The sequence below is a fragment of the Argonema galeatum A003/A1 genome, from assembly GCF_023333595.1.
Taxonomy (GTDB): Bacteria; Cyanobacteriota; Cyanobacteriia; order Cyanobacteriales; family Aerosakkonemataceae; genus Argonema; species Argonema galeatum.
On sequence record NZ_JAIQZM010000017.1, the window covers coordinates 72,581 to 95,410 of the forward strand.

The window sequence follows — 22,830 nt, forward strand, 5'->3', positions numbered from 1 at the left end:
TAAAAATTTAACCAAAGATCACAACAGACAATTTGACGAGATCGCTCATATACTAATCAAGAACTATCAAAGGTTCTAAAAATAGAGCCAAAGCCAGGAATCGAGTTGGTCGAAAGCACTTATAAAATCAACACAATTGCGACAGCAACGCAGAACCAATTTGGCTTTCGATCAAGATATGACGATCGCGATCGAACAACACCAACCCGACGCAAACCTCCCGTTCGCTGTGAGTGCGGATATAAGCTTGAGAGCGCTTGTCAATAGCTTGAGCGATCGCACTATAAACCAAATTTACCCAATTGCTACTGCTTTTGGCGTCCAACTCCCGCAGGTATTTCAAGGCATCCTCAGCTGTTGCGATCTTCAAAACCTTCTGCAATACTGGTGTCGGTAAACCCACCCCAGCGCAGTGAGCCGTAAGAATTTCTAGGCGTCCATCCGCAAGGTGATGGTGAGTGTGAAAAATGCCGCCAGCCAATTTGATCGGCTTACCGTGGTAGCCAAACAACAAAATTGCCTTAACGCCCTGTAGTCCAGCCTCTACTAGCATTGGCCCCAGCCAGTTGGCAGTTTTCAGCAACCTCTCTGGTGCGATCGTCAATTGTCGTGCCAAGTCTAAACCATTTTCTGCTACACAGAATAGCCCGTCCTAAGCAGTGTGATTTAGATCATAGGTTTGTAGTGACCGATCGCAAACCAATGAACGCTATTTTGTTTCACTCTATAAGAGTATCGTTGGGCTACAAGCCCTGCATTTGTGACCACCGCGTCCTGGAGCTTCCAATGGAACCCCTCATGGACTTAATGTCTAATTTCCCTCATTTACTCAACCCAGTAGAAAGTGGACGACCCCGCACCGTTGTCCTCAGACCCAATGGCTGTCTTGATGGTATGAGCTGCCCAGCCTTTACGAAAGCCCTAGAACAAGCCCTGGAAATAACAACCGATACCGTGGTTGTCGATCTCCTATGGGTAGACAACGTGGAAGCGGAGGGAGTCAACAGTCTGATTACTGGGCTCAAACGAGCCGCAGCCCTGGGCAAAACTCTTTCGTTGCGATTTATGGATGTTGGAACTCAAGCAGCAGTTGAAGCGGCGCGTACTCACCAGTATGCCTAGCGATATAGCAAAGTGCTGAGTGCTATCTTTGTGTCAGTTTTATGTACCAGTGTCAATGGATTCACCGCAAACCGGAATGCGCTTAGTTTTTTGTGGTAAGTATAATAGCCTCATCTGGTTTGAAATAGATGAGGCAAAATCTTTTTTTACTATTTCATCAATTCCCTTGCCTTAGCCTCAACAATCGCTAGAGCCTTGTCTTCAAGGGAAACCGTGAGTTCCTCCAAGTCCCGATACCGATAGGTCTGGAGTAACCAAGGGTATGGCTGTCCATCCTCAAATATGAGGCATTCACCAGATGTTGCTTGCACTAACGGCTGCACGAATACACGCTTCTGTTGAAAAGCAAGGTGCTGCAATTGCTGCGAAATCCCGTTGGCATCTGTGAGGTCAACAATGATGAAACGAGCCATATTAGCCAAACAGGAAATAGTCTCGGTAAAATCGCGATCGGCTGGTTTGCCCAGATCGAATACCACTGGCAAATAAGAGCGAAGGCGAAGTCGATCCCGAATGACATCCAGGATATCTTTGCGCTTTGCCGATGTGAAATTACCCAATACCAGTACTACTTCCGAGGGAAAAGTATTGACGATCTGGCGGATTTTCTTGTGGTTGAGTAGCAGATAAATGAACTGGGCTACCTCAAGATTATCTACTGCGATCGCAGGTTCGCCAGGAGGCGCGATTTCCAAATTAGACTGCTTGGCACCTTGCAGATTTAAATCCCAGCAGGAAATCCCGTAAATTGAACAACCAGTCAGGTTAGCATCCTCAAAATTCGTCTTCAGCAACCTTGCCCCCATCAAGTTTACCTTATCCAGATTTGCCCGCCGCAGATCCGCCGCTTGTAGATCGGCTCCGCTCAAATTTGCTCCCCGCAGATTCGCATCGCTGAGGTTTGTCCCCAGCAAGTAGGCCCCCCGCAAATCTGCCTCGCTCAGGTTTGCTTCAATTGCGTAGGTTCCAGATAAGTCTGCCTGACCCAGGTATGCCCATTGCAGATCCGCCCCATTCAGGTTCACCCGGCTCAAATTCGCCTCAAATAGGTAAGCTTCGCTCAGGTTTGCTTCGCAAAGATTAGCCTCAGAGAAATCTGCATTGCTCAGGTATGCCTGACTCAGATTAGCTCCACTAAGGTCGCTAAAGCGCAGAGTTGCCCCCATTAAATTAGCTCCGCTGAGGTCGCAAGAGCGCAAATCGGCCTCCATTAAGTTAACTCCACCGAGATCTTCCTGTTGGAGTTCTGCCTCACTTAGGTCTGGTCGCGTTTCAGGATTCTTTTCCCTCCATTCATTCCAGACATTCACCCCTTTCTTGAGCAAAGCCAACTGTTGCTCGTTTGCCATGCCACTCAACCCCTGTTTTTGTTTGCGTATTTGCGGTTCGTATCTTAGGACTTACGCATTCGATTTTGCACCCACAACGTCTGTAGGGGCAATTCATGAATTGCCCCTACATCTAGGGTGAAAAGCGCCAACAATCATGGTAAGTCCTGTATATATAACTTACGCTTCCCTTCTGCTGCTCTAGAGATTAAAGGAGCATTATTGGGAAACCTATAAAAAGGGCAACACCCCAGATATCCAACCAGTGCTTATCCATGTCGTATCGGTGTTTGGAGCTAAAGAGTTATAGTGCTACGCACTCTCGTCTGTGGCCGTTGCGCGATGCACCCCTATCGATCGCGCGATCGATGTCATTCATCTAGCGGCAGACATCAAAGTTTTATTTTTGTATCAATAGATTGAGAGGTATATCTTTCCACAGAAAGCTGCCCGCCAGAGAACTCCCAATCTATTGTTGTCTCATCCCCCACCTTCTGGGCAAAGCTTCGTAGGTTCTCTTTATTTAGTGAGGAATTAAGTGGTTGCCTATTCCAACCAATCGCGTTCTGTAGTCGAATCTGGTTCTGAAATATCTCCTCTGACTAATGAAGTTATAGAGATCGTTAGGGTAGCAGAAACCTTACAGCCTCCCAACTATACTCTCAAATTTTCCAAAGAAGCCATTCGATCGAGTTTGAGGGCGTCTACTTGGGATGGCGTCTTTGCTGCCATCTTTGCCAATATTACCGGCGGCGTTTTGCTGACTAATTTTTTACTGCAACTGAATGCCACCCCTATGGAAATTGGCATTCTGTCCTCCATTCCCATGTTGGTGAATTTGCTCCAGCCTGTGGGAGCTTATCTGGCAAGCAAAACCACCAGCCGCTTCAAGTACGACCTGTCGGCCTTTGGCCCATCGCGGCTGTTGTGGTTGATTTTAGTGCTGGGAATTTGGTTAGCTAGCGGGAATAACACGGATAAGCACAATTTGTTGCGATGGACATTATGTATAGTCCTAGCAAGCAATATATTAAACTCTTTGGGGTGCGCCTCCTGGCTGAGTTGGATGGCTACTTTGGTTCCAGGACGGTTGCGTGGGAGATATTTCGGCATTCGTAATAGTGCTGCTAACTTGACAAATCTTATCTCTATACCTTTACTGGGTTTAGCAGTGTCGGCTTGGCCTGGTGGCACGATTCAGGGTTACGGTGCGGTCTTGTTACTCGGAGTCGTATTTGGCCTAATTAGTCTTGGCTGTCAGCGCTTTATGGCCGATGTTAACCCCCAGGAACAGCTCGGCGCTCTTGAGCGCTTGTGCAGAGGAGCAGGGGAGCAGGGGAATTTTTTAACTCAAAACTCAGAACTTGATACTCAAAGCTCTCTGAGTTCCCAGTCCCCAGTCGCCAATAATTTTCTGAGATTTTTGCTTTACTTTGGTTTTTGGACATTCGCCGCCAATGTGAGCAGTCCATTTTTCAACCTTTACCTGCTTGATGACCTGGCTATAGATGTTACCTGGGTAACGGTCTATAACAGTTTGTCGTCTGGCGCTAATTTGCTGATGTTGGTTATCTGGGGTAAGCTGGCCGATCGAATTGGCAATCGCCCAATTCTGCTATTCGTTGGTATCCTGGTGGCGGTGACGCCTTTTCTCTGGCTGGGAACTGGCAATAATGCTATTTCCCTGTGGGTATGGCTACCGCTATTACACCTGCTCACTGGTGGAACTTGGGCAGCTATTGATTTGTGCAACAACAATATCCAGATGGGTATAGCACCGGATCGAAATCAAGCTACCTATTTTGCTCTAGTAGCTGCTGTCGGCGGAGTCGGCGGTGCTTTGGCAACAACTGCCGCTGGTTTTCTGGCCCAGTTCGGCAATATCGGCGGTTTGCCGGGACTTTTTGCCCTCTCAACTGTTCTGCGACTAATTGCTCTGTTCCCTCTTCTGTTTGTACGGGAGCAACGCAGTCAGCCGCTAATTCAGGTGATGCGTGAGCTCCAACAAATCTGTGTTTCACCCAGAGCGCTCTTACTCTCAAAACCTCATCTGATTCCTGTTAGAATAATTGAATCTACAAAGGAAACTAGCAACTAGGGCATTGGACATTGGGGTCAGTTTGGGCATTGGGCATGGGAAAAAGAACTTTTTGCCTATTCCCTATGCCCAAGAACAAATTGCTAAACATAGATAAATTTACAAAATAATTACATTGTTTAGAACTGCCAAAATAGATAACAACAGGTTTAATGATTATTCTCGACAATGGAAGTTTTCCCAAAAAAAATTAGCTATTTCAAATTTGGCATAATTTTTATGAGGCAATAGGAAAAGTAATCTCAGTCAACGTCCCTATTTTTACAGAACAGTCCTACCATAGTCAGTGTACCCCGGCCAAATTTTTTGCAGCTACACATATAAAACCGGATAGGGTTACGGCATCTTTACCCTACAGCAAACTGAGCAGAATCAAGGCATGAACCAAGTAGATTACCTCCGTATCAGCTTAATCGATCGCTGCAATTTCCGGTGTCAGTATTGTATGCCGGAAGGAGCAGAGCTAGACTATATTTTGCAGCAACAGCTGTTGACCGATGAGGAATTGCTGACCCTGCTGAAGGAAGTTTTTATCCCTGTGGGATTTACCCGATTTCGCCTGACTGGGGGTGAGCCGCTGCTGCGTCCGCGTGTTGTAGAGTTGGTAAAGGCGATCGCATCTCTTCCCCAAACCCAAGATCTCTCAATGACTACCAACGGGTTTTTACTCGCTGGGATGGCGCAAGATTTATACGATGCGGGGTTGCGCCGAATTAATATCAGTCTCGATTCCCTCGATCCCGAAACTTTTGATAAAATTATTGGCAATCGCAGTCGATCGCGCTGGCAGCAGGTTTGGAATGGGATACAAGCTGCTCATCGGGTCGGATTTGACCCCCTCAAGCTCAATGTAGTGCTAATTCCAGGAGTGAACGATCGCGAAATTCTCGATTTAGCCGCTCTTACCCTTGACAGAGAATGGCACGTCCGATTTATTGAATTTATGCCGATTGGCAATGCTGAGATGTTTGGTTCTAGCGGTTGGGTGCCTTCCGAAGAGTTGAGGCAACAAATTCGCGAACGTTGGGGCTTGACAGAAGGGCAAGTTCGTGGTTGTGGCCCTGCCGATGTGTTTAAGATACCGGGAGCCAAGGGAACGTTAGGATTTATCAGTCAGATGTCGGAGTGTTTTTGCGATCGCTGTAACCGGATGCGCCTTTCGGCAGATGGCTGGTTGCGTCCCTGTCTTTTGAACGAAACCGGACAAATTGACCTAAAAAGCTCACTTAGAGCCGGAGTTAGCACAACCGAGTTATGCGACCGCGTGGGTGACTTACTGGCAATTAAACCAGAGATTAACTTCAAGCAACGCTATTCAGGCAGCGCCGGTACTTACACCCGCACCATGTCGCAAATCGGTGGCTGAAATAATTTCAGATTTTAGATTTTAGATTCAATCCAAAATCTAAAATCCAAAATCTAAAATCGTTAAGCTTGCCGTGAGTAGTACTCAACAATCAGCAATTCGTTAACTTGTAACGCCACCCATTCGCGCTCAATCACACCATTCACCTTGCCAATGAGCTTGTTCTTATCAAACTCAAGATGATTGGGTAGATTTGCCAAACCGGGGTATTGCAGGTTAGCTTCTACCAGCTTGCGGGAGTGTTCCTTGTCTCTGACGGCAATAACTTCTCCGGGTCTGCAACTGTAGCTGGGAATGTCCACCACACGACCGTTAATGGTGATGTGACCGTGATTTACCAGCTGACGGGCTGCTGGTATAGTGGGAGCCATACCCATACGAAAGACCGTGTTATCCAGGCGCATTTCCAGCAATTGCAACAGCACTTGTCCGGTTGAGCCGGTAACGCGACGGGCTCTACGCACGTAGCGCAGGAGCTGTCTTTCTGTTAAACCATAGTTAAAGCGAAGCTTTTGCTTTTCTTCTAAACGGATGGCATACTCAGAGCGCTTCTTGCGGTTCTGACCGTGCTGACCTGGGGGGTAGGCTCGTCTTGCGGACTTACGGGTTAAGCCGGGTAAGTCACCCAAACGACGAACTATTCTGAGGCGTGGGCCTCTATATCGCGACATTCCGCTTCCTCTCTAGACCTTTATCAAATAATAGCCAGACTTTCTAGTATCGCAAAATTTTACCGAAAATATCAATAAGGAGGTAAAATTTGTGCGATCGCATGACCCGCTACTTAAATCTGGAAACAGCACTTACTCCTTTCTGGCTCTCAAGAATATCTATAAGGCCGCAGAGGGGCTCCAGGGGCATAGGGGAAAAAGAATGATAGATAATCTTCTGGCCCGAAGGGAGTAAGCAAGGTGGCTCGATCGAGCAAGAATCCCCAAAATCTTAAAATTGGGAATGTCAATAAAATTCATACCGGCAAAAATTTGTCAAAGTAAAACCATTATGGGAATGCGTTTGGGCAATAAATCGTTTCGTTTAATTGGCTTTTGGGCCCCGCCGCTTTGGACGCTGTTGTCGCTGGCGGTTGTGATGCCCAGCAAACCTGCTGAGGCAGTTTACCGCAATAATTTCCAACTGTGCGCCTCGGAGTTGTTGCGTGCTGGTATATCTGCTGCGGTAGCAGCGGACGCCTGTGCGGCATCGCTCTATCCTAAAGACTTAACCATCTGCGTTACTCAGATTTACCAGCAGACGAACATCGCCGCTAGGGATGCCCTTTCCACTTGTACAAAGGTGCGCCGTCCCCGCGATTTGGCAACTTGCGTGGTGAACATCAGCAACGGCACCCAAAACTCACCGGCTCCAGATGTTTTGGATAACTGCCGCCGCAGTCTTTTGCCGGTACGTTTTGCTGAGTGCGTGGTGGGATTGAATCGCGAAGTAGATTTTTCTGTGGGTCAAGTGATGGGAACCTGTATTGATGCGAGCGATCGGCCCCAGGATTTCTACCCCCCCGGTGTAGTACCAAGGCGCACTTCGTCACCCGATCGGCCAATATTGGTGCCCCCGAATGCAGCGCCGCTTGGGCCAACGAGATTGCCAGTGTTGCCGATCGAGCCGCGTGGTTTCTAAAGAATCTTGGCTTTCAGGGCTTTCGCAAATAAAGAATGATAATTTCTAGGTCAGATGCAAAATCTTTCTTGGGCAAATGCGAAAGCCCTTACAGGTACGTAGTTGCGCTTTAGCGCTCAAAGAGCGCTAAAGCGCAACTACGTACTAATATCCATTCCGAACAACAGCCAATGGAACTAACTAGCAACTTGAGTTAATCACCAAAAATGTCGGCGCTTTTTCCTTACCCTCTACCCACTAAGCACTTACGTAGTTATCTTATTGATAATCAACAAAAATGTCAGCGCTCTTTTCTTCGCCCCTACCCAGGCGGCTCTGGTGCCTACGGTATATAGTCCAGGAATAACATCAGCGTATTGCAATGCACCCTAAACACGCTAATACAAAGTCGAAGGTGAAAAGTAAAAAGGTAAAAGAAAGAGGGAAAAAAGATATGTCAGTTTTGTCTATTGCCCTTTGCCTTTTGACCGAAAACCCAAAAAGTCTCAAGCCCCCGACTGAAAGTTGTAAAGAAGAAAAAAACCTTTTCAGTATTGCTTGCCCTCTCTCGACCATTTGGGGGTCAATCCAAAATCCAAAATCCAAAATCCAAAATCGATTGACCTATCTAGCGCTAAGTCTGATAGTGCTGACTGGAAACCTGTATACTGAAGCGCTGAAAGCCCAGACGATTACCCCGACTCCAAGCCAAATACCCAACCCGATTCTCCCGACACCGCAGCCTCTGCCTGAGCTTACCCCACTACCGCCGCCAGAGGAACTTCTGCAACCGCCTACCAGAGAGACTCCCACAGTCCCAGAACAAGCCCCCGGTAACCTTAGTAACGCCATCAAAGTTGAACGCTACGAGATTGTCGGCAGCACTGTCTTCAGCCGCGAAGAGTTTGACAAAGTACTGAAGCCCTTCGTGGGGGAGGTTTCCTTTGCCCAGTTGCTTGAAGCTCGTTCTGCGGTGACTAAGCTATACATTGACAATGGGTATATCACTTCTGGTGCCTTTATCCCGCCCCAAATGCTTACAGGTGGCACAGTCAAAATTCAGGTGGTGGAAGGTGCTGTAGAAGAAATCAGAGTCAACGGTAGTGGGCGTTTGAATCCCAACTATGTGCGATCGCGCGTAGCCCTGGGCACCAACAAACCCCTGAAGGTCAGCCGCCTGCTGGAATCCCTGCAACTGCTGCAACTCAACCCCTTAATCAGAAATATCTCCGCCGAACTATCAGCGGGATCGCGTCCTGGATTAAGTGTGCTGGAGGTAACAGTACGACCCGCCAGAACCGAAGATGTTCAAATCACCCTCGATAACGGTCGTGCCCCCAGCGTGGGCACCTTCCGCCGGGGCATAGCCTTTACCGAAGCCAATTTGCTGGGACAGGGAGATAGCCTAACCGTGTCCTACGCCAACACCCTGGGCAGCCACGAAGTAGACGCCAGCTACATCTATCCCGTAAATGCCCGCAACGGCACCGTCCGTCTCAGCTTTGGCTTCACCAAAAGCAGCATCATTGAGGAACCCTTCGACCAAGTGGACATTGAGGCGGTTTCCCGCGATTACGAGCTGACGTACCGACAGCCAATTATTCAAACTCCTACCCAAGAATTCGCCCTTGGTTTGACCGCTTCTAGGCGCGAAAGTAAGACATTCCTATTAGATGAGCCTTTCCAGCTTTCCCCAGGAGCTGACGACGAAGGACGCACCAGTATCTCAGCGATCAGGTTTTTCCAGGAATGGACGCAGCGAGGCAGTCGTTCTGTCTTTGCTGCTAGGTCGCAGTTCAATTTCGGAATAGGTGCCTTTGATGCCTCGATTAACGAACGCTTTCCCGATAGCCGATTTGTCGGTTGGCGGGGACAGGCGCAGTGGTTGCGCCTTCTAGGCTCTTCAGAAAACGCAGCCTCCAGTTCTCCTGTACTGTTGCTCCGCGCAGATGTGCAGTTAGGCGATCGCGCCCTGTTACCATTGGAGCAGTTCGGTGTGGGCGGCAATGAAAGCGTGCGGGGATACCGCCAAGACACCTTGCTAACCGATAACGGCGTTTTTGCTTCCGCCGAAGTCCGATTTCCGGTTTATCGTCTCCGCGATCGGCAAGGTGTCTTGCAAATCATCCCGTTTGTTGATGTGGGCAAAGGGTGGAACAGTTCTGGAAGATTAAATCCAGACCCCAATAACCTCGCTGCAGTCGGACTCGGCATACAGTGGCAAATGGGTGACAAACTGCGGGCTCGCATAGATTATGGCATCCCGCTGATTCATATTGATGACACCGATCGAACTTTGCAGGAAAAGGGGTTGTATTTTTTCTTGCAATATAATCCTTTCTGACAATTCGGCTCTTTCGGAGTTGCTATGCTTTTGTTCAATTTCAGAACATTTTTATTTCTTTTCTCCTCTGCTCCCCTGCCCCTCTGCCCCTCTGCTCAAATAGCATAGTCAGTAAAGAAGATCCCCTTTTCATATCTGCGTTTATCTGCGTTCATCCCTCTTCATCTGCGGTAAAAAATTAACCAACGATGAAAACAGACAATTTCTGGATATCGCTTATGTACTGTCGATTCAAACGAACAGCATATAAAGCGGTTTGCGATTGAATGAGGTACACCTCAGAAATCTGGTTTCTTTGAAAAACCGGGTTTATTTAATAATAAAGTATGGCTAAAATTTTAGTTCCACCTTTAATAAAGTTGCTGAAAGTTTTGGTAGTATCGATCGCGCTAGCCTACTCATCCGCCTGTCTATTTCTTTTTTGGTGGCAGAATCACTTCATCTTTTTTCCATCTTCTGTAATTGAAATAACGCCTGCTACTTTTGCCCGCTTTGAGGATGTTTGGTTGCCAGTATTTAACAGTTACGGCAAAGTCGAACGCATTCATGGCTGGTGGATTCGCGGAAAAGGGCAAAGAACACTATTATATCTGCATGGCAATGGGATTAATATAGGAGCCAATGTCTATCATGCGATTCGGTTACATAAGCTGGGGTTTTCGGTACTGTTAATTGATTATCGTGGCTACGGACGCAGCGAAGGCAAATTTCCCACCGAAAAAAGTGTATATCGGGATGCAGAAACTGCTTGGAATTATTTAATTAAAGAACGGCATATTTCGCCAAAAGATATTTTTATTTACGGTCATTCTCTGGGAGGTGCGATCGCGATCGATCTAGCAGTGCAACATCCAGACGCAGCAGCGTTAATAGTACAAAGCTCGTTTACCTCAATGGGTCAAATGGTGAATGAAAGACCCAATTTTAGGATATTTCCGACAAATCTAATTCTTCACCAGCGGTTTGATTCTATTCGTAAAGTCCGTTTGCTGAAAATGCCTGTCCTTTTCATTCACGGTATGGACGACAGTGTGATACCATATAGGATGAGTCAAATGCTGTTTGCGGCAGCCCCAGAACCAAAACAATTGTTCGTCGTTCCCAAGGCAGACCATAATAATGTAGCTGATATCGCGGGGGTCAAATATATCCAAACTGTTCAAAAATTCGTTGAATTCGCAGAACGGAAAACTAACAAATAAGAACTGAAAATCCTATGTCTTTTATTGGGTTACACACTCACAGCGACTATAGTTTACTTGATGGAGCCAGTCAGTTACCCGATCTGGTAGAACGAGCCATCGCGTTAGGTATGCCTGCGATCGCACTCACAGATCACGGCGTCATGTACGGTGCGATCGAACTGATCAAAATTTGTCGCACTAAAAACATCAAACCGATTATTGGTAACGAAATGTATGTAGTAAATGGCGACATCGAAAAACAAGAACGAGGTCGAAAAAAATATCACCAAATCGTATTAGCGAAAAATCAACAAGGATATAAAAATTTAGTCAAACTTACTACTATTTCTCATCTCAAAGGTGTACAAGGAAAAGGGATATTTTCTCGTCCTTGCATTAACAAAGAATTGCTGGAACAATACCGCGAAGGACTAATTGTGACCAGCGGTTGTCGAGCCGGGGAAGTACCGCAGTTGATTCTCCAAAGTAAACTGAAAGAAGCACGGGATTGCGCCAAATGGTACAAAGAATTGTTTGGCAACGATTATTATTTGGAAATCCAAGATCACGGTTATCTGGAAGACCGAATTGTTAATGTCGAAATAGTTAAGATTGGCAAAGAATTAGAAATTAAAGTCGTAGCGACAAACGATTCCCATTTTACAGAATGTTCTGATGTAGAAGCTCACGATGCGCTGCTTTGCATTAACACCAAGCAGCTAATTAGTGATGAAAAACGGATGCGATATAGCGGTACTGAGTATCTTAAATCCGCTGAAGAGATGGCGCATTTGTTCCGGGATCATTTGTCAGATGATGTAATTAAAAATGCGATCGGCAATACCCAGGAAGTAGCTAACAAAGTAGAACCATACAACATCTTAGGTGAAGCTCGACTTCCAGACTATCCCGACGTTCCATCTGGTCACACACCAGATACTTACGTCCAGGAAAAAGCCTGGGAAGGACTCCTAGAAAGATTAAATACTAAATCCCGCAGCGACATCAATCCCGTTTACAAAGAACGGCTAGAATACGAACTGACAATGATCGAGCGGATGGGATTTTCCACTTACTTTCTAGTGGTTTGGGATTACATCAAATACGCCAGAGATAACCAAATTCCCGTTGGGCCAGGTCGCGGTTCTGCCGCCGGTTCTCTTGTCGCTTATGTTCTAAAAATTACTAATATCGACCCAGTTCACCACGGACTTCTATTTGAGCGTTTTTTGAATCCAGAACGTAAATCAATGCCAGATATTGATACGGATTTCTGTATCGAAAGACGAGATGATGTGATTAAATACGTCACCAATAAATACGGCGCAGATAGGGTAGCGCAAATCATTACATTTAACCGGCTAACTTCCAAAGCTGTTTTGAAAGATGTCGCCAGAGTCTTGGATATTCCCTACAAAGAATCCGATGAAATGGCAAAGTTAATTCCGGTAGTGCGAGGGAAGCCGACTAAACTAAAGGTGATGATTTCTAATGATACGCCAGCGCCAGAATTTAAAGATAAATACGACAACGACGATAAAGTACGCCGCTGGATTGATATGGCGATGCGGATTGAAGGAACTAACAAAACTTTTGGCGTACACGCTGCTGGTGTAGTGATTTCCGCACAACCTCTGGATGAAGTTGTGCCGCTACAAAAGAATAATGACGGTTCTGTAATTACTCAGTATTTCATGGAAGATTTGGAATCGCTGGGTTTGTTAAAGATGGATTTTCTGGGGTTGAGAAACTTGACGATTATCCAAAATACGATCGATTTGATTAGGCAAACTCATGGTCATAGAATAAATCCAGACGATGTAACTGCTGACGAAAGAAAGAGTTATAAAATCTTATCGAAAGGCGAACAAAACAAAAGACCTAGAGATGTTGAAAATACATATAAAAAGTTAGAATCGGGAGATTTAGAAGGTATTTTTCAATTGGAGTCTTCTGGAATGCTTGATGTGGTGGCAAAACTGAAGCCGTCAAGTATAGAAGATATTTCTTCGATTTTAGCGCTGTATCGACCGGGGCCATTGGATGCGGGTCTGATTCCTAAGTTTATTGACCGGAAGCATGGTCGAGAGGCGATCGAATACGAAGATAAAGCTTTAGAGCCGATTCTCAACGAAACTTATGGAATCATTGTTTATCAAGAGCAAATTATGAAAATTGCTCAAGATTTAGCTGGGTATTCTTTGGGTCAAGCCGATCTATTGAGGCGTTGTTTGAGTGGCTCGACAAAGATAGTTGATGCGACTACAGGTCGTTTAGTTACTTTAAGTGAGATCGCTGCAAAACCTGAGTATTGGTTGGGACGAAAAGTATTTTCTCTAGATTTGGATAGGCAGAAAATTACTCAAAAACCAATTACTGAAATTCATCATAATGGGGTAAAAGCTGTCTGGGAGATTATAACCAAAACTAACCGTAAAATTAGAGCGACAGACGATCATCTTTTTTATACACTTTTGGGATGGAAACCTCTGAAAGATTTCAAAGTAAGCGATCGCATCGGTTTGGCCAAGACACTACCTATCGATCATAGCAGTGAAATCTCAGACGCTCAAATTAAGCTGACTGCGTATCTGATTGGCGATGGACATCTCTCTACTAAAAGTCCTGCTTGTAGCTATTTCTGCAACAGCGATCGCGAACTGATTGCTGATTTCAATCATTGTGCTGAAGAACTATTTGGTTCGCCTGCGCCGGTGGATCATCAGTTGCATTTCGGTCGTAAGTCTGTTACCTACGCCCGGATTGGTTTTATTTCAGCTTTCAATCGCTGGGTAGATAGTCACATAAAACGCGCCCATTCCAGGGATAAAGAAATTCCCAGTTGGGTATTCTCGTTATCCAAGAGCCAATTACAACTTTTCTTGGGAACTTTATGGTCAACAGATGGCAGCTTTGATACTGCGATCGGACATACAGACTACACCTCAACTTCTGAACTTTTAATCATCCAAATTCAGCACCTACTATTGCGGCTGGGAATTGTTGCTCTGTTCAATGTAAAGAGAATCAAATATCAAGGTAAGCCTCACATCTCTTATCGAGCGCAAATCACAGGACGCGAAGATATGCTTAAGTTCTGCGAGCTGATTCAACCCTACCTGAGTAGCTCTAAGTCGCAGCAAGCACAAGTTTGTTATGTAGCTATAAAAGATAAGCTGCCAAATCAGTCTAAGCATTCAATCCCTCCAGAAGTCATCAAGATAATTGCAAATGCTAAAAAAGCCAGTGGCATGACTTGGGCGCAAATTGACCAGGCTGTGGGAGCAACGAGCAATAAAATGTCCTCTGGTTTGAATTTCCACAAAACTCCAACTAGGAGTTTAGCTCGTCATCGAATTCGCAATTTTGCTACAGCTTTTCAGCATCCAGAGTTAATGACGATCGCTAATTCTGAAATATTTTGGGATGAGATTATTGCGATTGAATATGTTGGTGAGGAAGAAGTATTCGATCTCACTATTGCAGAAACACATAATTTACTCGCTAATGACTTTATTGCACACAACTGCATGGGCAAGAAGAAAGCTGATGAAATGCAGAAGCAAAGGGAGGCGTTTATTGAGGGTGCGACTAAGAATGGAATTAAAAAAATAGTTGCGGATAAACTATTCGATCAAATGGTTTTGTTCGCTGAATATTGCTTCAACAAATCCCATTCAACTGCTTACGCCTATGTGACATATCAAACAGCATATTTAAAGGCGAATTATCCAGAAGAATATATGGCGGCGCTGCTGACGGCTAACAGCGATGACCAAGATAAGGTAAAAAAATATATCGGCAACTGTCAAGGATTGGGAATTACGGTAGAGGGGCCAGATATTAATCGATCGCAGATAAATTTTACGCCGTCTAAGGGCAAGATTTTGTTTGGGTTGTCAGCAGTCAAAACTGTGGGAGAGGGCGCGATCGCAAATATTTTGGCAGCGCGTCAAGAAGGGCCATTTACATCTCTGCCGGATTTGTGCGATCGCATTAACCTCCACACCGTCAACAGCCGCGCCTTGGAATCCCTGATCAAATGCGGTGCATTGGATAGTATCGACGCCAACCGGAAACAATTAATCGAATATTTACCATTAGTTGTAACTTGGACGCAGAAAAGTAAAGAAATATCGGAACAACCCACACTTTTCGATCTTGGTTCGGTGAGAAGTCCAGCTCCTAAAATACCAGAGGTCGATGATTTTCCTTTGAAAGAAAAGTCTGAGTTTGAACAAGAACTGCTGGGCTTTTATTTATCTTACCATCCGCTTAAATCGGCGGAGAAAGTAGCTAAACGGGAGGGTATTGAGCCTATTAATCTCAGTCAGATCGACGAGTATATCCGCAAGGGAAACGTAACTGCGATCGTGATGCTCAAAGAAGTCAAGCAGATCGTGACTAAAAAAGATGGGCGCATGATGGCGATTTTGCAAATCGAAGATTTAGAAGGTCAACAAGCGCCTGCGGTAGTATTTCCAGAAACCTATGAAAAAATTAGCTCATTGCTGGTAACAAACACCGCTGTCATTCTCTTTGGTAAGGTAGGTCGAGATCAAAAGGATGAACAAACCCAGCTGATTGTAAATGACGCCAAACCCCTGGAAGCGGAACCGCTGGCGGAGGAAACATCTCCGCCACTAGAAGACGATTTAGAACTGATCGTGATGCTGCAACTGACACTACAGCAAGTTAACGATGAAGAACAACTTAAGCGCCTGAAAGACTTTTTGAAAGAATACTCAGGCGAGACAGACAAACCAAAAGTTCCGGTGATGGCGATCGTAGCAGGTCAAGACGATCGTCAATTGGTTAGCTTCGGACAAAATTTCTGGGTGCAAGACCCCCAAGATGCTGTCTCCCGTCTCAATGATAGAGGGTTTCCAGCTCGCACCCAACCGCCCATCACACTTTATAGCAACCGCCAAGGCGGTTAAGCCATAAATCTGAGGTAGGGGCGAAGCATTCGGGCATATAATTTATTGGTTAAAACCGAAGATTTACTACCCGAATGCTAATGCCTCCGGCACGCACTCGCGTTCGCCCCTACTGTCCTAATCGCTTTGGCAGTTGCTATAATTAACCAAAACTTTGCCAGATTTTGATAGTATTATCCCAACTACCACTGGCAAGGATCTGTCCATCGACACTAAGAGCTAGGGAATTAACTGGGTTGGTATGTTCTTCCAAAGTATCGATCGCTTCTCCGGTGGCCAGATTCCAAACTTTGATCGTCTTGTCGCTGCTGCCGCTAATAATAGTTTGTCCATCCGGGGTGATGAGAACGGAATTTACCGCGCCTGAATGTCCAGAAAAAGTGCGGATATTTTCGCCATTATTGACATTCCACAGTTTAATTGTCTTGTCCTTAGAAGCGCTGACAAGCATTTTCCCATCTGGGTTAAAAGCAACGGAATGAATTGAATTCAAATGGCCTTTGAGGGTAAAAAGCAATACTCCCGTAGATAGATTCCACAACTTGATTTGGTTGTCAAGACCGGCGCTGGCGAGGATAGGCTGATTCGGTGCGATCGCAACCGATTTAATTATCCCTGCCGCCCCCGATAGAGTGCGTATCTGTGCCCCATTTTGTAGTTTCCAAACTTTGATAGTTCGGTCTTCGCTACCGCTAGCTAGGATTTGTCCGTTGGAGCTGATGGCAACAGAAGTAACATCTCTATTATGCTCGTTTAAGGTATGAAGTAACTTTCCAGAGTAAAGATCCCAAATTTTTACTGTATCGTCATCACCGCAGCTGACGAGGATTTTTCCATCTGGGCTAATAGCGAGGGAATTAATAGCTTTGGCGTGTCCGGTGAGAGTTTGCAGCAATTCTCCACTCTGGAGGTTCCAAATCTTAATTTTGTCGTCGAGACTGCCGCTAGTAAGAAGTTGCTTGTTGGGGCTAATGGCAACTGCCATTACCCAGGATGAATGTCCGCTTAAAGTATTTATACATTTCCAAAGCTTACCTGGAAACTTAGAAATAGGAGGTTTAGATGGGCTAGAAGTAAAATGCTTAGAAATAGGAGGTTGGGAAGTGAGCTGACTGGTGATATTATTGTTAAAACTACTGGGTCTGGAGGCAGGCGGTTTGGAAGTTGGGGGTGGGCTAACTCTACCTAGTTGTGTGGGTATTGTAGCTGTTGAAATTGAAGGTTGGGAAAGATGAGAATTTAGGTCTTGCAGCACCTGTTGCGCTGATTGGTAACGTTGGTTAACTAAATCTTGCAGCATCTTGTCCAAAATCTGCCCCAAGCTCAAGCTGAATACTTTCCCTTTTTTGAGCAGATGGTCTTTCCATATCCAACGACCATCGAGGGGATTGTAGAGATTATCGGGTTTGGTTTGGGTCATCAGAAATATGCAGGTTGCGCCCAAACTGTAGATGTCGCTGGCGGGATATACTTGACCGCTTCGCAGCTGTTCTAGCGGTGCATATCCTTCTGTGCCAATTCTTGTGCCCGGTTGAGCGTTCGACGTTTCTGCGATCTGCTTGGCAATTCCAAAATCAATCAGCACCAATTTGCCATCTATCTGACGGCGTATTATATTGGTTGGTGTAATGTCCCGGTGAATTATTTGGCGATCGTGGATAAATTTGAGAATTGGCAGGATATCCAGCAAAAGTTCTCGGATTTTTTCTTCGCCAAATGCTCCCTGCCGCTGCAATTCTTGGAATAAATTCGGCCCTTCAATAAACTGCTGTACGAGATACAGGCGTTTGTCATGCTCGAAGTAAGCTAGCAGGGTGGGAATTTGCGGATGTTCTCCCAGCTGATGAAGTCGCACTGCTTCTTGGTTGAAGAGTGCGATCGCTTTTTCTAGAGATTTGGTTCCTTGCGTTTGGGGCGAAAATTGCTTAATCACGCAGCTGGTTTGCAGCATATCTTCATCCACTGCTAGGTAGGTTCTGCCAAAACCTCCCTGACCGATCGGTCGGATGACGCGGTAGCGGTTTCTCAGCAGTGGTTCTATTTTGATCCCACAGCTTTGGCAAAATTTAGTATCTTTACTATTCAGAGGCTGCTGACAACTGGGATTAATACAGCAAATCATATTGGCAAGGTCGCAGAGGAGCAGAGGCGCAGAGGGGCTATAAAAGTCAAAAGTCACTCATTCAAAAGTCAAAAAGGGTAGAGGGGCAGAGGGAGAAGGATTTCTTATTTTACTCTACTTTTTGGTCAGGCCGATCGTCCAACCGCTTTGCTCTTTTCGCGATCGCACTTATATTTTCTCTTTTGGCGATCGCTCGATCTCAATCACCGCTCGTCTGAAGCCTAGCACAACCAAAATATTGGAGAGCGTCAAGAAGAACTCCGCGCCGCCATGCAGCCAATCGACATCAGCTAAAGACTTGCCATATCCAATTTTGGCATAAATCCCGGCGGGGATAGTGACGCCGACAAAAACCAACGTCATATAAAATCCAATCAAAGCTAAACGCGGTGTTTGTCCCGAACGGGTGAGAAACCACAAAAAACCCAGGTAGGGAAACAGAGATAGGGCGAACAGGGCTTCTTTGGAAAGATGAAACATCATAACTGTGCTTTTTGTCTTACAGAACGCCAAATCCACCAGCCTGCTGCCAAAAGGGTGAAATTACCCAGCATTGTCATGGTAGCTTGCAGGGTGACGAGCCATTCCAGAGATTCAAGGTTATCGAAAAAATGCCAGGTACAGGCACACATAGCACCGATCAAGGCTGGCAGCATGGCTACAGACAAAGCCCACCACGCTCGGTTACCGCTGACTTCGCTGTAAGTCCAGATCGCCCAAATGGCGGCTATCCACTCGATCACGCTGGAAATATGGATAATCCAGGTCGGAATTGAAAGCGCGTGCATCAATAATTATACAAAACAGATATTATAGCAAAGTGCTTCGGCTTTAGTACAAACACAGAACGGCACGAAGTGATACTGGCTTTGAACCTGGTGAGCGCTTTAAAGTTGATTATTTTGAAAGTTAATCAAGTGTATGAGTTCAGTCATGACTACTATCGATATGACCTTCCCTCTCTGGGGTCTAGTAATTTTCATCGCGTGGACGATCGCTGTCGTTGCTCTTCTGCTCACGGTCAGGATTCGGCATTTATCCGCTGGAGGTTCTCCAAAAGATTTCGGAACACAAAATGACGAAAGTTTGCTTTGGCGACTATTTCGGGTGCAGTCTAACTTAGTAGAAAATCTTCCTTTGTATATAGGAGTTGTGTTTCTCCTCACAGTTCGGGGCGTATCTGGAACAGCGGTAGATTTCCTTGTTGTTTTGTACATCGTATTTCGGCTTGTGCATTCCCTGATTCACATAGCTGGGCTGAATCCGATGTTTCGGTTCTTAAGCTTAGTTATTCAGTTAGTCTGCTTGGTCGCTTTAACTGCGTTGGCAATCTTCTAGTTAAAAAAATGAACCTTCAATCATGAGAAAACATGGCTACTAAAATTTTCGTAAACCTACCAGTCAAAAATCTCAATAAGTCTGTGAAGTTCTTTACTAGCCTCTGTATTTGGGAAATTATCTACATGGAACCAAGCGCAATAAACTAGGAGTGAATACTTCTGGAAAGATGGTTTAGATGAGTAACAACCTTTACCGTCCGTGGTTCTACTAAAAGAGTCATTATGCAGATGACAACTGTTAACAACTCGCTTTTCGCATTGAAGCTGTTCGCGGCACTAGGCTGCGGGCTTATGGCTGGAGTCTTTTTCGCCTTCTCGGCGTTCGTGATGAAAGCCCTTACCCGACTCCCGCCAACGCAAGGCATTGCTGCCATGCAATCTATCAATATCACGGTGATTAATCCGTGGTTTATGGCAGCGTTCTTGGGAACGGCTGCGACTTGCATCTTTCTGGCTGTCTCCTCGCTGTTAAAGTGGCATCAACCCGGTGCCGCCTACCTACTCCTCGGCAGTCTGCTTTATCTCGTTGGCACATTTGGCGTGACTCTAGCGTGCAATGTGCCGCTGAACGAGGCGCTGGCGAGAGTTGAGCCGGACAGCACTGAGGGCGCGAGCCTATGGGTAAACTACCTTGCCAACTGGACGGTCTGGAATCACGTTCGGACGTTCGCGGCGCTGGCGGCAGCGGCATCGCTGATGATCGCACTCGGCGATCGGGGGATGCGATCGTAGTACAAGCTTGAGGCGTGGAGACGTTCCGCCAGAACGTCTCTACTAAGTCGCACCAACAGCAAAGCATTGTCGAGACATCATAGAATTCTAGAACTTGGAATTTTGTTATGTAAAGTAATAAATTTCGATACTTTCTCAAGTGCGATCGCACAATGTTTCCTAGCAAATCAGATTTTTCCCTTCGGCTCATTCTCAATTAATCCTGGCAAATAGTTAATTCAACAGGATTAGACAACTTAATCTGAGCGTAAATTTCTCCTGCACCTTCCTGTTTTAAGTCTTCAATGTAGCCAGATTGTTCGAGTTGAGCTTCTCTTAAGCTATCGAAAGGCCCAAAGTAGTAGATACAGTAAGGTTCTTTGGTAATAATCTCTAGCCACCAAAACATTTACTACCTTCCCTTTTTTTATTGATTTTAGGCAAGATTTTTTCCTTTTTCTGCAAAACTTGCTCAGGCCCAGCGCTGACCGATGACAAAACTAATCATTATTAAGAGAATGATTAAACAGATGTGATATTATCTTGGCAATTATGCCTCAGCCAGAAAGGAAAAACTGATAACAAGAATACATTTGAGAAAAATATGGGACAGATTCGGGCGGTTTTGTGCGGCTACTACGGTAAAGGCAACGGGGGGGATGAAGCGTTGTTAGCCTCGCTGCTGCAAATGTTACCGGCTGACGTGACGCCCTTGGTTCTTTCTGGCAAGCCAAGAGAGACACGCGATCGCTACAATGTGGAAAGCTGCGATCGCATGGCACCCGCCCAAGTTCTCCAAGCGCTACGCCGATCGGACTTTCTGATTTGGGGCGGTGGTAGTCTGATGCAAGATGTCACCAGCGCCGCCAACCCGTTTTACTACGGCGGATTGATGGGATTAGCTCAGCAGATGGGCTTAAAAACGATCGCTTGGGCGCAAGGAATTGGCCCTTTGAAACGTCGCCTGACTCGTTCTGTGGCGCGACGAGTATTGGCAGGTTGCTCGGCAGTGAGCGTGCGCGATCGGGCCAGTGCTTCCCTATTATTAGATTGGCAAATTCCTTGTTGGTTGGCTCCCGATCCGGTATGGGCGTTAGACTCCTTACCAGTCAAGGGGCTGTGGGACTTACCGGCACCCAGAGTGGCAGTGACATTGCGATCGCATCCCCAACTCACCTCCGCCCGACTTGCCAACTTAACTCATGCCTTAATTCACTTTCAAAAAGCAACTCAAACCTGTATTTTATTAGTGCCGTTTCAGAAATCTCAAGACTTAGCTATTGCCCAGTCAATTCACTCGAACTTGCCAGATTCCAGCCATATTATCGCCCCAGAAGACCCCAGACAGCTAAAAGGTTTGTTTCGAGGCGTGGAAATGGCGATCGGTATGCGTTTGCATAGTTTAATTATGGCAGCAGCAGCAGAATGTCGCTGTTTCGCCCTTAGCTATGACCCCAAAGTTAGTCAATTGATGGAGGAATTGGCAATTCCAGGATGGGATTTATCTCAAATACCAGATGACCCCAACTCGATTTGTCAAGCTTGGTTAGAATGTTATGCTAATGGCGATGGGTTAGTGCCCGCTCAAATTCAATCTTTAGTAGACCGAGCTTTGATTCATCGCGATTTGTTAAATCAAGTTCTAGTCGCAAATTGATTTGGTAGGTTGTTGAGCGATCGCATATCCGAAACAAAGTGCGATCTGCCGACCTCACGCTATGCGATCGCATTTTACCTAAAATACCAAAAAGCGATTGCCTACGGCACACTGCGCGAACGCTGTGGGATTTGGAACAATTCAAACCCAAGACTCTAAAGCGAAAGGTCGCACCTGCTGGATACGTTGGAAATCATTGTCTGTTGATACTACTGTGAGGTTGTAGTGAATTGCAGTAGCCGCGATCCAAAGATCGTTATCTCCAAAGCCGAGAGTTTGGATGTTGAATTTTCGCCGATCGGCTTTTTCTTTAGGCCCAAATACATTGACGAGTTTGCCTTTGAGATCGCCGTAAATGTCTGAGATTGGTAAATTAATTGGGTAAAGGTCGATCGTGTTTAGAAAAACTTTAATTTGTTGGAGGTTGGCTGCTGTTTGTTCGGATTTGGCGGCCATATAAAGTAGTTCCCCACGCACAATAACGCTGGTAGCAACACCCGCTTCGCTGTGGGCTTGTAGCTGTTGGATGAGATTGAGTTCGCCGAAGATGATGCGGCTACAGTGGTTTGTGTCGAGCAGATAGATCAGAATTCAGCCTGGGAACGGGTGTCGTACACAAGTTGAAGACATTTCTCAAAGTCGTCACCTTGCCAAGTGCCAGCAAATTTTAGCAAATCTTTGGCTTTAGAGCCGCGTAAGATCGGTTCACCATCTTGGATAGGGAGATCTGCTGGTTTAATAGCGGAGGCATTTTTTCTGGTTTGGAGGTATTCGAGCGTTTCCTCTAGAATCGATTCGGTCGCGGTTTCGATCGCGGCGAGGAGTTGTTCTTTGATGGTGGTCATGGTAGCAAGGTTGGATTGATTGTGGGTATCTTGATTCTGCATCATTGAACGATGTTAATTTCGTCCTGCACCTGTTTTGATATCCTAATGGAAACGTCCACTTCTCAATTTGGCCAAAATAATTAAAAATTATTCTCAATTACTTCACGTAATTTCGCCATT

18 protein-coding genes and 1 pseudogene are annotated in these 22,830 nt (G+C 45.9%); 10 read left to right on the forward strand and 9 right to left on the reverse strand.

Features of this window, described 5'->3' with window-relative positions; all coding sequences use genetic code 11:
- Window positions 1–127 precede the first annotated feature (127 nt).
- Window positions 128–646: pseudogene (locus LAY41_RS18265) on the reverse strand (cobalt-precorrin-5B (C(1))-methyltransferase); the annotation flags it as partial.
- 140 nt (window positions 647–786) lie between these two features.
- Between LAY41_RS18265 and LAY41_RS18270 the strand changes: the two are divergent.
- The gene (locus LAY41_RS18270) at window positions 787–1,122 is read left to right on the forward strand and encodes an STAS domain-containing protein (RefSeq protein ID WP_249101060.1); all 336 of its coding nucleotides are present in this window, start codon (window positions 787–789) and stop codon (window positions 1,120–1,122) included.
- A 149-nt stretch (window positions 1,123–1,271) separates the two neighbouring features.
- Here LAY41_RS18270 and LAY41_RS18275 read toward each other — a convergent pair whose 3' ends face one another.
- Window positions 1,272–2,471 (reverse strand): pentapeptide repeat-containing protein, encoded by a 1,200-nt coding sequence (locus LAY41_RS18275; RefSeq protein WP_249101063.1) that lies wholly within the window; start codon window positions 2,469–2,471, stop codon window positions 1,272–1,274.
- Between the two features lie 517 nt (window positions 2,472–2,988).
- Here LAY41_RS18275 and LAY41_RS18280 point away from each other — a divergent pair.
- Entirely contained in the window at window positions 2,989–4,548 is a 1,560-nt protein-coding gene (locus LAY41_RS18280; protein WP_249101066.1) for an MFS transporter, read from the forward strand.
- A 379-nt stretch (window positions 4,549–4,927) separates the two neighbouring features.
- Window positions 4,928–5,914, forward strand: coding sequence for a GTP 3',8-cyclase MoaA (gene moaA / locus LAY41_RS18285; RefSeq protein ID WP_249101069.1), 987 nt, complete (start codon window positions 4,928–4,930; stop codon window positions 5,912–5,914).
- 62 nt (window positions 5,915–5,976) lie between these two features.
- On the opposite strand, the gene rpsD is transcribed toward moaA, so the two are convergent.
- Window positions 5,977–6,585, reverse strand: a complete 609-nt coding sequence (gene rpsD / locus LAY41_RS18290) for a 30S ribosomal protein S4 (protein ID WP_249101072.1) — start codon at window positions 6,583–6,585, stop codon at window positions 5,977–5,979.
- Window positions 6,586–6,868: 283 nt separating this feature from the next.
- Here rpsD and LAY41_RS18295 point away from each other — a divergent pair, with 283 nt between their 5' ends.
- From LAY41_RS18295 to dnaE, 4 genes are all read left to right on the forward strand, one after another.
- Window positions 6,869–7,546 (forward strand): hypothetical protein, encoded by a 678-nt coding sequence (locus tag LAY41_RS18295; RefSeq protein WP_249101075.1) that lies wholly within the window; start codon window positions 6,869–6,871, stop codon window positions 7,544–7,546.
- Window positions 7,547–8,144: 598 nt separating this feature from the next.
- Window positions 8,145–9,869 carry a ShlB/FhaC/HecB family hemolysin secretion/activation protein gene (locus LAY41_RS18300; protein WP_249101077.1) on the forward strand — a complete coding sequence of 575 codons (1,725 nt, stop codon included), beginning with the start codon at window positions 8,145–8,147 and terminating at the stop codon, window positions 9,867–9,869.
- A 326-nt stretch (window positions 9,870–10,195) separates the two neighbouring features.
- Window positions 10,196–11,071: an alpha/beta hydrolase gene (locus tag LAY41_RS18305; protein WP_249101078.1), complete on the forward strand. Its 876-nt coding sequence runs from the start codon at window positions 10,196–10,198 to the stop codon at window positions 11,069–11,071.
- 14 nt (window positions 11,072–11,085) lie between these two features.
- On the forward strand, window positions 11,086–15,993 hold the full coding sequence (dnaE, locus tag LAY41_RS18310; RefSeq protein WP_249101083.1) for a DNA polymerase III subunit alpha: 4,908 nt from the start codon (window positions 11,086–11,088) through the stop codon (window positions 15,991–15,993).
- Between the two features lie 142 nt (window positions 15,994–16,135).
- Here dnaE and LAY41_RS18315 read toward each other — a convergent pair whose 3' ends face one another.
- The 3 genes from LAY41_RS18315 to LAY41_RS18325 form a co-directional block, all read right to left on the reverse strand.
- Complete coding sequence (locus LAY41_RS18315; RefSeq protein ID WP_338023011.1) at window positions 16,136–18,172, reverse strand: protein kinase domain-containing protein; 2,037 nt, start codon at window positions 18,170–18,172, stop codon at window positions 16,136–16,138.
- 111 nt (window positions 18,173–18,283) lie between these two features.
- Window positions 18,284–18,598, reverse strand: a complete 315-nt coding sequence (locus LAY41_RS18320) for a DUF3593 domain-containing protein (protein ID WP_249101086.1) — start codon at window positions 18,596–18,598, stop codon at window positions 18,284–18,286.
- Window positions 18,595–18,903 (reverse strand): DUF2499 domain-containing protein, encoded by a 309-nt coding sequence (locus LAY41_RS18325; protein WP_249101089.1) that lies wholly within the window; start codon window positions 18,901–18,903, stop codon window positions 18,595–18,597. Before LAY41_RS18325 ends, LAY41_RS18320 begins: the two co-directional genes overlap by 4 nt.
- A 145-nt stretch (window positions 18,904–19,048) precedes the next feature.
- Here LAY41_RS18325 and LAY41_RS18330 point away from each other — a divergent pair, with 145 nt between their 5' ends.
- Together LAY41_RS18330 and LAY41_RS18335 are read left to right on the forward strand one after the other, a co-directional pair.
- Window positions 19,049–19,453, forward strand: coding sequence for an MAPEG family protein (locus tag LAY41_RS18330; protein ID WP_249101092.1), 405 nt, complete (start codon window positions 19,049–19,051; stop codon window positions 19,451–19,453).
- Between the two features lie 224 nt (window positions 19,454–19,677).
- Window positions 19,678–20,187 (forward strand): anthrone oxygenase family protein, encoded by a 510-nt coding sequence (locus LAY41_RS18335; protein ID WP_338023012.1) that lies wholly within the window; start codon window positions 19,678–19,680, stop codon window positions 20,185–20,187.
- A gap of 196 nt (window positions 20,188–20,383) precedes the next feature.
- Here the strand turns inward: LAY41_RS18335 and LAY41_RS18340 are convergent, their stop codons facing one another.
- Window positions 20,384–20,575: a DUF1816 domain-containing protein gene (locus LAY41_RS18340; RefSeq protein ID WP_249101095.1), complete on the reverse strand. Its 192-nt coding sequence runs from the start codon at window positions 20,573–20,575 to the stop codon at window positions 20,384–20,386.
- Window positions 20,576–20,770: 195 nt separating this feature from the next.
- Here LAY41_RS18340 and csaB point away from each other — a divergent pair, with 195 nt between their 5' ends.
- Window positions 20,771–21,823: a polysaccharide pyruvyl transferase CsaB gene (csaB, locus tag LAY41_RS18345; protein ID WP_249101098.1), complete on the forward strand. Its 1,053-nt coding sequence runs from the start codon at window positions 20,771–20,773 to the stop codon at window positions 21,821–21,823.
- Between the two features lie 141 nt (window positions 21,824–21,964).
- Here csaB and LAY41_RS18350 read toward each other — a convergent pair whose 3' ends face one another.
- A complete protein-coding gene (locus LAY41_RS18350) occupies window positions 21,965–22,414 on the reverse strand; it encodes a type II toxin-antitoxin system VapC family toxin (protein ID WP_338023017.1) in 450 nt (149 codons plus the stop codon).
- Window positions 22,408–22,713: a hypothetical protein gene (locus tag LAY41_RS18355; RefSeq protein WP_249101102.1), complete on the reverse strand. Its 306-nt coding sequence runs from the start codon at window positions 22,711–22,713 to the stop codon at window positions 22,408–22,410. The genes LAY41_RS18350 and LAY41_RS18355 overlap by 7 nt, the downstream gene beginning before the upstream one ends.
- Between the last annotated feature and the right edge of the window lie 117 nt (window positions 22,714–22,830).